Genomic DNA, 13,566 nt, shown 5'->3' on the forward strand with positions numbered 1-13,566 from the left:
GCGATGACGCCGACCGCGGCCGTTCGGTCTTGTTACTCCACGAAGGCGCGGCGCCACTGATCTAGAACCGGCTTCATCAGATAGCTGAGCATCGTCCGGCTGCCGGTCTGAACGTAGACTTCGGCCTGCATGCCGGGCATCAGGTTGACGTTGCCGAGCCGCTTGCGCTCCTCGTCGGACAGCGTGATCCTGACCGTGTAGAAGGTGGAACCGGTTCGCGGGTCATTGGTGATATCAGGCGACACGAACGAGACCTGGCCGCTCAATTTCGGCGTGGTGCGCTGGTTGAAGGCGTTGAAGTGGACCATCGCATCCTGCCCGGTGTGAACGTGATCGATATCCTTGGGCTGGACGTGCCCTTCGACCTGCAGTTCGTCCGAATCGGGGACCAGCTCCATGACGGTCTCACCCGGCTTGATGACGCCGCCGATGGTGTGGATCGCGAGCTGGTGGATGGTGCCGGAGTTCGGCGCGCGCATCTCGATGCGATCGAGCTGGTCGCGCGCGGCGACGCCCTTCTCGACCAGATCGCCTTCCTTGGCCTGGGACTCGCTGAGGTCCTTGACCACCTCGCTGCGGAAATCCTGATCGATCTTGACGGTCTGGAGCTCGGCTTCGCTGATCTTGGACCTCGTCTCCGCCACGCTGGACACCAGCTGGCCGCGTTCACCGTCGATCCGAGCGGCTTCCCGCTGCAGCGTGGTCAGTCGCGTCAGCGGAACGAGCCGCTTGTCATAGAGCTCCTGCACGCCGGCCAACTCGCCCTTGATCAGCTCGATCTGCTTGTTCTTGGATTCGAGCTGAGACTCCATGCCGCTGATTTCGTTGTTCAGCTGGACGATGCGGCCCTGCAGCAGCTCTTTCTGGCTCTTGCGGGTCGTGGCACGGGCCTTGAACAGCGCGTTCTCCGATGCGATCACGGTGCGGACGTTCGGATCGTCCTGACGTGAGGTCAGCGTGGACGGATAGTCCGGCTGATCGAGACCGTCACGCTCGGCCGAGAGCCGCGCAATCTTGGCGCGCTGCTCGTTCAATTGCTTGGTGATCGCCTGGAGCTGGGCCTGGCTCTGCGTAGCGTCGAGCCGCACGAGCAGATCGCCCGCCGCGACGCGCTTGCCGTTGTCGACCTTGATTTCCGCGACAATGCCGCCGGTCGGATGCTGAATGGCCTTCACGTTGGATTGCACCACGAGATTGCCGGGGACCACGATCGCGCCGGCGAGCGGCACGAGGGTCAGCCAGCCGCCGCCGAGAACGCCGGCGACAAGCAGCACCCGCAAGCCGAGACGCAACTCGTTCTCGAACATGCGGCTGACGCGCGGCACCAGCGATTCGTCCGAGCCGTCGTCGAGATCGGCCGCCGTTCCTTGCGTCGCAATGAAGGTCATGCCGGTGGTCAAGGCCGTGCCGGCGGTGCCGACCAGGCGGCCGACACGGGTTTGCGGAACGGCAGGCGCATGCGCCAGACGGGCGGGGAGGTTCTGCTGCCCGACCGCGCGCGGCGCGCCGACGCCGAAATTGCCGTCGCGTCGTGCATCCTGCAGGTCGAGCAGGGGCGCCGAATTGCTGCCCGCCATGCGCGCGGGCGGATGGCGCGGCGGCGGCGACAGCTCCGGCTCGTTGCCGCGCATCGGTGCGGGCTGCTGCCAGTCCATCTCGCGGATGCCTTCACCCCGGCGTGTCCGGGGCGCCTGGGCGCCGAGACCGAACAGCGACAGCGACGCACCGAGGGCGCGGCCCATGGTGCTGCCCTTCTTCTTCGAACGCGGCTTTGGCCTGCCTGGCGACGGTGGCGGACGCCGTCGCTTCTTGCCGCCGTCCCGTGTGCCGTGGCGCTGCCGCGGGTCCTCGTCGGAGCCGTCGTCGAATGCGCCCTGCAGCCGCTGCAGCTCGAGGATCAATGCATCGCCCTGCGGACCGACCGCGCGAGTCTTCGGTCGCACATAATCGTCGTCGTCGAACGGCCTGAAGTCGTTGATGTGTTTCATTGATCAAGCGCTTTCTGCTGGGGCGGCGCGACGAAGCGAGCGGGCGTTCGGATTTGGCGCCGCTGCGGGAGCAGCAACCCTGGGCGGAGCGGGGGCATGCGCGACGGCGGGTCCCGCGGCCTTGTTGGCCCCGGCGACGCGGGCAAAGATCTCCTGGCAGGGACCGAATGCGATCGCCTTGCCCTCGTACAGGACCAGCGCCATGTTGAGCGCATTCAGCGCGCTGGGACGGTGCGAAATCACGATCACGATGCTCTGGTTCTGCTGCCGCATGATCTGAATGGCGCGGCTGAGCGCGTTCTCGCCGTCGGTGTCCAGATTGGCATTCGGCTCGTCGAGGACGATGAGAAAGGGATCGCCATACACCGCGCGGGCCAGACCCACGCGCTGCCGCTGACCGGCCGACAGCGACATGCCGCCTTGGCCGATTCGCGTCGAATAGCCTTCCGGCAGCCGCAGGATGATGTCGTGCACGCCGGCGATCTGCGCCGCCTTCAGAATCGCATCCGAGCTCGCATTCTCGTCGAAGCGGCAGATGTTGTCGGCGATGCTGCCGTCGAACAGGGCAACGTCCTGCGGCAGGTAGCCGATGTGGCGGCCGAGATCCTCGTTGCTCCATTGGTCGAGCGCTGCGCCGTCGAGGCGGACGGATCCATGCTGTGCAGGCCAGATGCCGACCAGCGCCTTCGAGAGCGAGGTCTTGCCGGAGGCACTCGCGCCGAGCAGTGCCAGACCCGTGCCTGCCTTGATCGAGAACGACACGTTTTGAACAATCGGCCGATCGGTGCCCGGCGCGGTGACCGTCAGCTCCTGTACGGTCAGCTCGCGGAACGGGCGGGGCAACGCGACCGGCGGCGCTTCCGGCCTGGCGGTGGCCTTGCAGATATCGCGCAGACGCGCGATGCCCTGGCGCGCGGCGACCAGCTGTTTCCAGCTGCCAAGTGCGATCTCGATCGGGGCGAGCGCGCGGCCCATCAGGATCGACGAGGCCATCATCACGCCGCCGGAGGCCTGCTCGGAGACGACGAGCGCCGCGCCGATGCCGAGCATGCCCGACTGCAGGATGAAGCGCAGCACTTTCGCGGCGGCCCCGAGATTGGCGTAGACATCGCTCGCGCGAATGTTGTCCTTCAGATAGCGCTCGTTGACGGCGTTCCAGCGTGCCGAGAAACGATCCAGCATTCCGAGCGCGCGAATCACTTCGGCATTGCGCTGGGTGGCATCGGCGAGAACCTGCCGCGCGGCGCTCGTATCGCTGGCGGATTTGCTCGCCTGACGCGACAACCGGTCGGTCACCAGCGTCATCGAGATGATTCCGGCCGTGCCGATGACGGCCGTGATGCCGATCAGCGGATGAAACAGAAACATGCCGATCAGGAAGATCGGTATCCATGGCATGTCGAGAAAGGCGGTTGGTCCCATGCTCGACATAAAGGCGCGCAGCTGGTCGAGATCGCGCAGCGGCTGCTGCATCAGCATCGGCTTGGTGCCGCGCAGGGGCAAGGTGGCCAGAGCGTGATGAATCGCGTCCTGCAAGCTCGCGTCGAACACGGTCGCCACCCGGCACAGCATGCGGGTGCGCAACGCGTCGAAATAACCCTGAATCAGATAGACGGCTAGAATCATCACCGACAGGCCGACGAGCGTGGCGAGATTCTTGCTCGGAACGACGCGATCATTGACCTGCATCATATAAACCGAGCCCGAGAGCATCAGGATGTTGATGACGCCGCTGAACACGCCGATGCCGGCCATGCGTTTGACAGCCTGGCGCAACCCGCGCGTCACCGGATCGTCGCTTCCCGAGAGAAGGTCGTTGAGGGCAGCCGCGGCTTTCGTTCTCGGGCGGTCTTGAGCCAGACTCATCCAGGCGCGTCTCCCAAACACAGTGCTTCACTCCGCGCTATTGACAGTCGATACCGACGATTTTCCGGCAACAATTGGACAAGTGGGCAATTCCGTCGCAGCGTCGCGGGTAAACGACCGGCACGAGGCGCGATGCGCCGGGGCGGCTCTGAAAAAGTGTGGCATCGTTCAGCGCGATCGGGTCCGTGCGAAATCCGTCCGCGATCGTCGATAGTTGCAGCGTGATAGCAGCCATCGGCACGCGACGCGTGTCACACATTCGTCCGTCTATCACCTTGGTTCCGTACTCATTGGTCGCGGTCCGGGCCGAATGACGCCACGAAGCCGAATAAATCTTCCTGCGGTGCAACGCACAGGCGTTGTCATCTCGATCATGCGGTATTCGATGATGGTGCGGAGAACGATCATGATGGCGGCGGCAACACAAGGACATGCGGCTCCGCGCACCAATCCAAGACGTGCAATCAGCTCAGCCGGGCATGGCGACCGACGATGTGTTCTATCATCGAACGTGCGGCCGCTGTGGAACCGGTGACCCGCCAAGCATCGGGCGCACGAGATCAACATCAACTCCAGGGAGGACGAAGCAGATCAGTCCGCGTGCGATCCGAGCAACTCGTCACCGGCTCGGGCCACGGCAGCTGATCAACCATAGGCGTGATCCAACCGATCACGCTCAAGCGTAGCGGGGCAACGATTGGGTGCAGAACGGCGCCGTAACGCCGAAGTCGGACGAAGTTGCTCACTTAGTAAAGCGTATCCGGGGGACGACAAAGTTGCTGGACGACATCACCATCGAGACGCGTGATGCGGGAATGGATTCGGGTCGAGGGGCGGCCCGCAGGGTTGAATACTTGATCATCCTGCGCCGGATCGGTCCGCTGAGACGAAATACGGTCGCCAGGTCGGCGGTGAATCGCGCCGATCGCGTGCGCGCAGCTCTGGAGGCGCACGCATGAAGATCCGCAAGACCGACTATGGAACGATCATCCTGCACTGGACCCTGGTTGGGGCCACGGTGATCGCGTTCCTGACGGGGCTTCGCATGGCGACCGAAGCGCCTGGGCACGCATGGATCGCCAACAATCTCGACTGGCTGCTGCCCCGGCACCGGACCTGGACCTGGCACATGCCGGCTGGGGTCGTGCTCGCGAGCGTCGCCGTCGCCTACATGATCTATATCTCGAAGTCAGGGCTCGGCCGTCGCGTCACCATCGACAAGATGCGCTTCAAGGGCTTGCTCGGCCGCCGGCCGGCGCGGCTGGGCTCGATCAGCGTGATGCTGCATTGGGTGCTTTTCATCTCCATGGCGATCCTGATCGTCACCGGAGGCATGCTCTTCTTCGGCGTAGCCTCCGGCTACGTCACCATGATGATCCACTGGTACGCGACCTGGGTGATCCCGGCCTTCGTGGTGTTGCACGTCCTGGTTCACTTCAGCATCGGCGGAAAGATGCAGCTCTATCGCGTGTTCCGGCCGGCGCCCTTGCCGCCGCCGCCGCCAAAGCTCGATCCCGTCGAACTCCTCACGATGCTGGTCGAGCAGTCGGAAAAGCTGGAGGAAGCGGAGGCGCCTCCGAGGAGGCCGGCGCCAGCTGCGCGGCCTGCAGCACGTGAGCCGATGCCGGCGCCGCGGCGCATGGAGGAGCCGATGCGGGCCCGGTCCGAGCCGCGTGTGCCGCCGGGCCGCATGCGTCCGCCGCCGACACCTGCCAAGGGCAATTCCCGCCGCCGCAATCCGAGCTTCCAATCCAACCCGTTCATGGTCGCGATCGCCGCAGCCATCGTGATCGGTTCGGCGATGTTCGCCGCCGACTACTACGCCGAGGACACCGTCACGGTGTATCGAATCGCGACATCGGATGCGCCGACGCTTGACGGCGATTCGTCGGATCGTGTCTGGCGCAACATCCAGCCGCACATGGTGACGACCAACCAGGGCGACAATTTCGACGGTACCGGCGAATCGCGCGTCTGGATCAAGGCGGCGCATGACGGCACGTGGGTCTACTTCCTCGTCATCTGGGAGGATCCGACGCGATCGTTGAAGCAGCTGCCGCTGATCAAGAAGGCGGATGGCTGGCATCTCCTGCAGAATGGATTCGACAAGGGCGACGAGAACGATTTCAACGAGGACAAGTTCTCGCTGTTGTTCACGACGCTGCCGATCACCTTGGCCGCGGACCGAACGTTTCACATGAGCTCGCAGCCGATGCCGGACAAGCCGCCGACGCTGTCGGGTCGCGGCATCCACTACACGCCGGCGCCGAATCTCTATGCCGACGCCTGGCTGTGGAAGGCGACGAGCGGCGGCCCGACCGGATGGATGGACGATGATCATTTCGGTCCGCCTGCGGAGCCGACACCGGATCAGGTCAAGGGACTCACGCCCTACAAGGGCGGGTTTGCACCGGATCCGGGGACTGCGAACTATTCGGACAATTTCGTGATCGACAGGGAGGCCGCAAGACTGGGAAATCGGGGCGTGAGACCGAAGCGCCTGCCGAAGGACGTCGCCGCGATGACCGCGGCGATGGGCGAGATCAATCTCGATCCCAACATCGGCGAGAGTGAAGGCTCACGCTGGTTCATGACAGAGGCCGAATCGGTGCCCTATTCGGCCGAGGCGGATGCCCAGACGCCGATCGGGACCGTGGTGCCCGGTGTTCTCGTCAGCGGCGAGTTCACCGGTGATCGCGCGGACATCCGTTGCGCTGCGCGTTGGGCCGCGGGCCACTGGACGCTCGAAATTGCCCGCAAAATGGACACGAAAAGCAAGTACGACGTTCCGATCAAGAATGGCGTGTTCATGCGTGTCGCAGCGTTCGACCATACCCAGATCAGACATACCAGGCAGATCCGGCCGATGCGACTTGAGGTGCAGTAATGGGTAAGATTTGCAAGATCCAGTACAACAGGGAAACGTTCTACGCGAATGTGGGCGATATCCTGCTCGACGGCGCCATCAACAGTGGCGTGGATCTGCCCCATGACTGCCGCAGCGGAATCTGCGGCTCCTGCAAAGTGACGGTCATCGACGGCAAGCTGTTCGGCGGCATGGAAGGCGACATGGCGCATGCGTGCCAGGCGCGTGTCGTGTCCGACCTCAAGATCATCACGGAGCCCGTGCCGGATACGGTGACGATGAACTGCGAGGTGGGCGATCTCGTGCGGCTCGCGCCCGACGTCGTCGGTGTCACCCTCGAGATGCCGAAGCCGCTGCGATTCTTCCCCGGACAATACGCCAAGGTCCAGTACCGCGGTTTTCCGACACGCTGCTACAGCCCGACCTATCCGATGGTCGGCGCGCCCGATAGCCATCTGCTGTATCTGCACATCCGCATCCTGAAGGATGGCCTGGTGTCCTCGGCGCTCGGCCGTGACATCCAGGTCGGCCATCGCGTCAAGCTGACGGCGCCGCTCGGCACCGCGTTCTTCCGTCAGAAGCATCGCGGCCGGATCATCCTGGTGGCGAGCGGCACCGGCTTCGCGCCGATGTGGGCGATCGCGGTCGCCGCCATCACGGAGAATCCGAAGCGCGAGATCGTCTTCATCGTCGTGTCACGCACCTTGCAGTCGTTCTACATGCATCAGGCGCTGTGCCGCTTGGCGCGCTTCCCGAACGTGAAGATCATCCCGATCGTGTCGGAGCCGCAGAACGTCTCGCCGGCGATTCGCAGCGGCCGGCCGACCGAACACATGCCGGAGCTCACGCCGAACGACGTCGTCTACACCTGCGGCGCGCCGGCTATGACGGAGGCGGTCGCGAAGATGTCGCGCGCGGCCGGAGCGAAGTGTCATTGCGATCCGTTCGTCTCGTCGGCGCAGCCCTCCGAGTCGAGCGGCGGACTCATGGATCGGCTGGTCGGGTGGCTCGACAGCCAGCGAGGCCGGCCGGCCATGTTCCAGCCGGCGGAATGAGATCGTTGCGGCCGCGACGCGCGCGGCCGCAGTCCGGCGCTCAGCCGGCCATGAAAGCGAGCAGAGTGCCGGTGGCCGACGCGGGCGGAACGATCAGGCTCGCGCCACTGCGCACCGCTGCCGCGCCCAGAGCCTTTTCGGTGGCGGTCAGATCGTGTGAGGCCAGCACCAGGCCTGCGCCGCCTCGCTCCGGCAGGCCGGCAAGCGACACACCCGGATAGCGCACTGCGAGCTGGTCCCTGGTCAGGAATACGAAATCGGCGCGGTCACCGCCCGAGGTGACGGTCACGGCGCCGTCGGCTTCGTCCCGGCCGTCGCGATCGATCAGGCGCGACAGGTGAGCCGCGTCCTTGGCCGGGTCCGGCGTCACGATCAGCGCCTGCTTCAGTTGCTTGGCGGCGTTGGCATGGCGCATCAGTTCCGGGATCCACACCGTCTCGCGCGTCTTGTGCTGGCAGGCGAAGATGCGCAGGCCGCCCGGGGCCTCCGCGACCGGCCATTGAAACACGCGGAATTTCGCTGCCGAGATGGTCCCGTCGGGCAGGGGCACCGGGCGCTCGAAATCGATGGGACCAATCGGCTCAAAACCTTTCGCGCGGATTTCCTCGGCGCCGGCCGCGGAATCGATCGCCGTGAAGGCGATGCGCTCGATGCCTTCGCCGCGCTGGGCAAGGAAATTGCGGGTTGGAACGTTGTGATCGGTCTCGGCGAGGATGCCGAGCAACTCGATGTAGTCAGGATCGAGCATGATGGTGTAGTTGCCGGATCCCATCTTGGCACTGTGCGTGCCGCGCGGAGACAGCGTAAAACCCAGCCGCTTCCAGGTCTCCGCCGCGGCGTCGAGATCCTTCACCACGACGACCGCGTGATCGATACCGATGACATTCTTGAGGGCCACGCGTTTGTCTCCTTGCAGCGAACTTGGCATATTGGCGGCCGAACTATGCCCAATCGACCCATGCGCCGCAACCGGCGCTGCGGGGCGCTGGGCGCAAGGCAAGATCGATCTCCGGCAGGGCGGTCGACCAGCAAGGATGAGCTGTCCGCGATGAGCACCACCACAGATTCCGTTCAATGGCCGCCATCCCTTTGGGCGGCGCAGACTCCGCCTGGACCCGACCTGTCCGAGCTTCAGGACAGTGTGCAGGCCGACGTGGTCATCATCGGCGGCGGCTTCACCGGGCTGTCGACGGCGCTGCATCTGCGCGAAGCTGGGACGGACGTCGCCATCGTCGAGGCGATGGAGCCCGGCTGGGGCGCATCCGGCCGGAACAACGGTCAGGTCATTCCGACGCTGTCACGTCCCGATCCGGATGACCTCGTCGCGCGTCATGGCGCCGCGGGCGAGCGCTTCGTGGCGATGTTGCGCGACAGCGCGTCCAATCTGTTCGATACCGTGAGACGGTACAACATCGACGCCGAGCATGAACAGGCCGGCTGGGTCCAGCCGGTGCATACGCCTGGCCGCATCAAGATCGCCGAGCGCAGGTTCAAGCAGTGGTCGAAGTTCGGCGCGCCGGTCGAGCTGCTGTCGCGCGATCAGGCGCGAGACATGCTCGGCTCGGACGCCTGGCATGGCGGCTTCTGGAACAAGACCGGCGGCCACATCAATCCGCTCGCGCTGGCGCGTGGCTTGGCGCGGACGGTGCTGAGCCTGGGCGGCCGGATCTATGCGCGCTCACCGGTCATCGACTTCGCCCGGCGGGGGGATCGCTGGATCGTGCGCACCGCACGGGGGGAGCTGTCGGCGCGCGCGCTGGTGCTGGCGAGCAATGCCTATAGCGGCGAGTTCTCCAAGGCGCTCGCACCGGATATCGCGCACGAGGTGATGCCCGTGCTGTCGTGGCAGATGGCGACGCAGCCGCTGTCGGACAATGTCCGCAAGACCGTCATCCCGGCGCGGCAGGCGATGTCCGATACCCATGGCGAACTCTATTTTGCGCGCTACGACGCCCGCAACCGACTGGTCACCGGCGGCGCCGTGATCGGCCCCGGCAATAAGGCCGAGCGGCTGAAGGCGCGGGTCGCCGAACGCCTGCAGCGCCTGTGGCCGCAGATCGGCGAGGTCAGGTTCGACTATGTCTGGAACGGCTATGTAGGCATGACCACGGACTACATGCCGCGGATTCATCGCCTCGGTCCTGATGCCTATGGCTGGACCGGCTGCAACGGCCGCGCGGTCGCGCTCACGATCCCCCTCGGTGCGGAGCTTGCGAAAGCGGTGCGGGGCGTGCCGGCCAACGAGCTGGCGCTGCCGTTCACGGAGCCGGTCACCATTCCGGCGCACGCCCTGCTGCGTCCGTTCGCGCCGCTGATGCTGCTGTTGTACCGATATCGCGACGCGCGTGAGATCGGCTAAGACGTGGGATGTTCGGTCCGGGCGAAGTCGCCGCCCGGAATGGCCTCGAGCAGAGCCTGCGTATACGGATGCTGCGGGTTGCCGAACACGTCGTGCGTGGGTCCATGCTCGACGACGACGCCGTCCTTCATGACCGCGACCAGATCGCAGATCTGGGCTGCGACGCGCAGGTCGTGCGTGATGAAGATGATCGACAGGTCGAGGCGCTCGCGCAGGCTGGTCAGCAGCTTCAACACCTGCGCCTGAACGGAGACGTCGAGCGCGGACACCGGTTCGTCCGCGACCAGCACCTTGGGCTTCAGTGCCAGCGCGCGCGCCAGCCCGATGCGCTGACGCTGACCTCCGGAGAACTCATGCGGGAAGCGATCGGCGGCCGACGGGTCGAGCCCCACCAGGCTGAACAGCTCGCGCGCCTCCGTCAGCGCCTGCTCTCGCGAGGTGCCGTGCACGATAGGTCCCTGCGCCACCAGATCGACCGCCTTGCGCCGCGGGTTCAGCGAGGCGAACGGGTCCTGAAACACCATCTGCATCTGCTGGGTCCGGTTTCTGACCTCGCTGCGGGAGAGGGGCGCCCAGTCCTCACCGTCGAGCAGGATCGTTCCTGCGTCGGGATCGATCAGGCGAATGATGCAGCGGGCGAGGGTGGATTTGCCGGAGCCCGACTCGCCGACGATGCCGAGCGTCGCGCCCTTTGGCAGCGCGAGCGAGACGTCCCTGACCGCATGGGTGACGCGCTCGCCGCGGCCGAGGAAGCCGCCGGTGCGATATGTCTTCGAGACAGCGGAGATGGTGAGGATCATCCGGTCCGACAGCTTGCGTGCCGGGGGCGCCGCTACCGGCGGCACCGCGGCGATCAGTTGCCTGGTGTAGTCATGCTGCGGCCGTTGCAGGACATCCGCCGCCGCGCCCTGTTCGACGACGCTGCCATGTTGCATCACGACGACGCGGTCGGCGATCTCGGCGACGACCCCGAAATCATGCGTGATGAACAGCACCGCAGTCTTGCGCCTCTGCTGCAGCTCGCGGATGAGCTTGAGGATCTGGGCCTGCGTCGTGACGTCGAGCGCCGTCGTCGGCTCGTCGGCGATCAGCAGCTTCGGATCGAGCGCCAAGGCCATGGCGATCATTGCGCGCTGGCGTTGTCCGCCGGACAACTCGTGCGGATAGGCCTTCGCCGCGCGCGGCGGATCGGGAATGTTGACGTCCGACAGCAGCGACAGCACGCGTGATTTGATCTCGACTTTCGACAGATCGGTATGGATGTCCAGAACCTCGCCGATCTGGTCGCCGATCGTGCGCAATGGATTGAGCGCGGTCATCGGCTCCTGGAACACCATCGCGATTTCGGCGCCGCGGATGCGGCGCATCTCGGCCGCCGTGGCGGTGCAGAGGTCGTGGCCGGCAAACAGGATGCGGCCGCCGTCGGTGGTCACGCCGTCCGGCAGCAGCCGCATGATCGTGTTGGCCATCATCGACTTGCCGGAGCCGGACTCGCCGACGATGCAGACGATCTCGTTTTCGGCGATCGAAAGCGAGACCTCCGAGATCGCATGCATGCGGTCGGCGCCTTTCGGCAGACGTACGCTGAGGCGGTCGACGGTCAGAACGGGCTTGGCTGGACTCATCGCTGCTTCAGCCGGGGGTTCAGTGCATCGTTGAGGCCCTGGCCGACCAGCGACACCGCAAGCACGGTGATGAGGATGGCAACACCGGGGATCGCCGATACGTACCACTGCACGCGCAGCACATCGCGTCCCAGGCCGATCAGATTGCCCCAGGAGGCGACGTTGGCGTCGGACAGCCGCAGGAAGGCGAGTGCACTCTCCAGAAGGATCGCAACCGCCATCACGACGCCGGCATAGACGATCACCGGCGGCAGCGCGTTGGGCAGGATCTCGCCCAGCATCAGCTGGGTGTCGCGCATGCCGAGGGTGCGGCCTGCCTGGACGAATTCGCGGCTGCGCAGCGAGAGGAACTCAGCCCGCGTCAACCGCGCCGGCGCCGGCCATGAGACGATGCCGACGGCGATCGTGACCGTCGTCAAGGTCGAGCCGAACACCGCGACCAGCACCAGCAGCAGCACGAAATTCGGCAGTGTCTGGAAGGCCTCGGTGATGCGCATCAGGATGTTGTCGACCCACCCGCCGTAGTAGCCGGCGAGCGCGCCGACCATGATTCCGATCGCCACGGCAATGAACGTGGCGACGCCGCCGATCAGGAGCGAGATGCGGGCGCCGTGAAAGATCTGGGCGGCGATATCGCGGCCGGAATTGTCGGTGCCGAGCAGGAAGCGTGGATTGGCGAACGGCCAGATCAGCGGCCGGCCGGCGAGGGCGAGCGGATCGCGCGGATACAGATAGCCGGCGCTGATCGCCATGCCTACGACGATCAGTAGCAGGATCAGGCCCAGCACCGCAGCCGGACTGCGAAAGTAGCGCTTCGCGGCGTCCATGTTCAGCCCTCCGCCGTGATGCGCGGATCGAGCCGCGCGTAGAGCAGGTCGGTGACGAAGTTGACCAGGATCACCAGCAGCGCGGAGACGAAGACGATTCCGAGCAGCGTGTTGAGATCGCGCTGGACCACCGATTCATAGGCGAGGCGCCCAAGGCCGGGCAGCGAGAATACGGTCTCCACCACGACCGAGCCGCCGAGCATCGTTCCGGCCTGGAGTCCGATCAGCGTCACCATTGGCAGCAGCGCGTTGCGCAACACGTGGCGGGTGATGATGCGGGTTTCGTCGAGGCCCTTGGCACGCGCGGTGCGGACGAAATCGAGGTTCAGGACCTCGAGCATGGATGCGCGCATGATGCGCAGATAGATGGCCAGGAAGATCAGGCCGAGCGTCAGCGACGGCAGCACCAGATGGCTCGCAATGTCGAGCACGCGCCAGATCCCGGTGCTGACGGCGCCGATGTCCTCGAAGCCGCCCGCGGGCAGCCATTGCAGATAGATCGAGAACACCACGATGGCCATCAGGCCGAACCAGAACGAGGGCGTGGCGTAGAAGATCAGGCCGACCGTCGAGATCAGCGTATCCGGCCAGCGATTGACGCCGCGCGCCGCGATCACGCCGAACACGAGGCCGAAGAAGAACGCAAAGGAGAGAGCGGAGGTCATCAGCAGCAGGGTCGGCGGCAGCCGCTCCAGGATCACGGCGGCGACCGGCTTGCCGTAGATCGCGGAGAAGCCGAGATCGAGACGCACCAGCCGCCACAGGTAGTTGGCGAGCTGCATCGGGACCGACAGATCCAGCCCGTAGAAGCGGCGCAGCTCACGGGCGGTCGCCGCATCGCCGCCGCCCATCTGAGCCATCATCGCGTCGACCGTATCGCCCGGCGCGAGCTGCAGCAGGAGGAAGACGCCGATCAGGATCAGGAACAGGGTGGGGATCGAGGCGGCGAGCCGCCGCCCCGCAAGGCTCAAGATGCGCAT

At 65.5% G+C, this 13,566-nt stretch carries 10 protein-coding genes; 4 read left to right on the plus strand and 6 right to left on the minus strand.

Annotated elements, in window-relative coordinates; genetic code table 11:
- Nucleotides 1-32: 32 nt before the first annotated feature.
- Both ACQR1E_RS00985 and ACQR1E_RS00990 read right to left on the minus strand, forming a co-directional pair.
- Nucleotides 33-1,988 (minus strand): HlyD family type I secretion periplasmic adaptor subunit, encoded by a 1,956-nt coding sequence (locus tag ACQR1E_RS00985; protein ID WP_315711799.1) that lies wholly within the window; start codon nucleotides 1,986-1,988, stop codon nucleotides 33-35.
- Between the two features lie 3 nt (nucleotides 1,989-1,991).
- Nucleotides 1,992-3,854 carry a type I secretion system permease/ATPase gene (locus tag ACQR1E_RS00990; protein WP_315711800.1) on the minus strand — a complete coding sequence of 621 codons (1,863 nt, stop codon included), beginning with the start codon at nucleotides 3,852-3,854 and terminating at the stop codon, nucleotides 1,992-1,994.
- 776 nt (nucleotides 3,855-4,630) lie between these two features.
- On the opposite strand from ACQR1E_RS00990, the gene ACQR1E_RS00995 reads away from it, so the two are divergent.
- The 3 genes from ACQR1E_RS00995 to ACQR1E_RS01005 are packed head-to-tail and all read left to right on the plus strand — an operon-like array spanning nucleotide 4,631 to nucleotide 7,775.
- Nucleotides 4,631-4,813, plus strand: a complete 183-nt coding sequence (locus ACQR1E_RS00995) for a hypothetical protein (protein ID WP_315711801.1) — start codon at nucleotides 4,631-4,633, stop codon at nucleotides 4,811-4,813.
- The gene (locus ACQR1E_RS01000; protein ID WP_315711803.1) at nucleotides 4,810-6,741 is read left to right on the plus strand and encodes an ethylbenzene dehydrogenase-related protein; all 1,932 of its coding nucleotides are present in this window, start codon (nucleotides 4,810-4,812) and stop codon (nucleotides 6,739-6,741) included. The genes ACQR1E_RS00995 and ACQR1E_RS01000 overlap by 4 nt, the downstream gene beginning before the upstream one ends.
- Nucleotides 6,741-7,775: a 2Fe-2S iron-sulfur cluster-binding protein gene (locus ACQR1E_RS01005; protein ID WP_315711805.1), complete on the plus strand. Its 1,035-nt coding sequence runs from the start codon at nucleotides 6,741-6,743 to the stop codon at nucleotides 7,773-7,775. The genes ACQR1E_RS01000 and ACQR1E_RS01005 overlap by 1 nt, the downstream gene beginning before the upstream one ends.
- Nucleotides 7,776-7,815: 40 nt before the next feature.
- Here the strand turns inward: ACQR1E_RS01005 and ACQR1E_RS01010 are convergent, their stop codons facing one another.
- Nucleotides 7,816-8,673, minus strand: a complete 858-nt coding sequence (locus ACQR1E_RS01010; protein WP_315751055.1) for a VOC family protein — start codon at nucleotides 8,671-8,673, stop codon at nucleotides 7,816-7,818.
- A 150-nt stretch (nucleotides 8,674-8,823) separates the two neighbouring features.
- On the opposite strand from ACQR1E_RS01010, the gene ACQR1E_RS01015 reads away from it, so the two are divergent.
- Nucleotides 8,824-10,134, plus strand: a complete 1,311-nt coding sequence (locus tag ACQR1E_RS01015) for an NAD(P)/FAD-dependent oxidoreductase (protein WP_434896548.1) — start codon at nucleotides 8,824-8,826, stop codon at nucleotides 10,132-10,134.
- Here ACQR1E_RS01015 and ACQR1E_RS01020 read toward each other — a convergent pair.
- The 3 genes from ACQR1E_RS01020 to ACQR1E_RS01030 are packed head-to-tail and all read right to left on the minus strand — an operon-like array spanning nucleotide 10,131 to nucleotide 13,566.
- Nucleotides 10,131-11,759 carry an ABC transporter ATP-binding protein gene (locus tag ACQR1E_RS01020; RefSeq protein ID WP_315711809.1) on the minus strand — a complete coding sequence of 543 codons (1,629 nt, stop codon included), beginning with the start codon at nucleotides 11,757-11,759 and terminating at the stop codon, nucleotides 10,131-10,133. The genes ACQR1E_RS01015 and ACQR1E_RS01020 overlap by 4 nt on opposite strands.
- The gene (locus ACQR1E_RS01025; RefSeq protein WP_315711810.1) at nucleotides 11,756-12,586 is read right to left on the minus strand and encodes an ABC transporter permease; all 831 of its coding nucleotides are present in this window, start codon (nucleotides 12,584-12,586) and stop codon (nucleotides 11,756-11,758) included. The genes ACQR1E_RS01020 and ACQR1E_RS01025 overlap by 4 nt, the downstream gene beginning before the upstream one ends.
- A 2-nt stretch (nucleotides 12,587-12,588) precedes the next feature.
- The gene (locus tag ACQR1E_RS01030) at nucleotides 12,589-13,566 is read right to left on the minus strand and encodes an ABC transporter permease (RefSeq protein ID WP_315711812.1); all 978 of its coding nucleotides are present in this window, start codon (nucleotides 13,564-13,566) and stop codon (nucleotides 12,589-12,591) included.

Origin of the sequence: Bradyrhizobium sp. HKCCYLRH1030, from assembly GCF_051168395.1 — a bacterium.
In the GTDB taxonomy this organism is placed as follows: Bacteria; Pseudomonadota; Alphaproteobacteria; order Rhizobiales; family Xanthobacteraceae; genus Bradyrhizobium.

Excerpts from the sequence above, each read along its gene's own strand:
- ACQR1E_RS00985 (WP_315711799.1), bottom strand. The coding sequence starts at position 1,988 with ATGAAACACATCAACGACTTCAGGCCGTTCGACGACGACGATTATGTG.
- ACQR1E_RS00990 (WP_315711800.1), bottom strand. The coding sequence starts at position 3,854 with ATGAGTCTGGCTCAAGACCGCCCGAGAACGAAAGCCGCGGCTGCCCTC.
- ACQR1E_RS01000 (WP_315711803.1), top strand. The coding sequence starts at position 4,810 with ATGAAGATCCGCAAGACCGACTATGGAACGATCATCCTGCACTGGACC.
- ACQR1E_RS01005 (WP_315711805.1), top strand. The coding sequence starts at position 6,741 with ATGGGTAAGATTTGCAAGATCCAGTACAACAGGGAAACGTTCTACGCG.
- ACQR1E_RS01015 (WP_434896548.1), top strand. The coding sequence starts at position 8,824 with ATGAGCACCACCACAGATTCCGTTCAATGGCCGCCATCCCTTTGGGCG.
- ACQR1E_RS01020 (WP_315711809.1), bottom strand. The coding sequence starts at position 11,759 with ATGAGTCCAGCCAAGCCCGTTCTGACCGTCGACCGCCTCAGCGTACGT.
- ACQR1E_RS01025 (WP_315711810.1), bottom strand. The coding sequence starts at position 12,586 with ATGGACGCCGCGAAGCGCTACTTTCGCAGTCCGGCTGCGGTGCTGGGC.
- ACQR1E_RS01030 (WP_315711812.1), bottom strand. The coding sequence starts at position 13,566 with ATGCGCATCTTGAGCCTTGCGGGGCGGCGGCTCGCCGCCTCGATCCCC.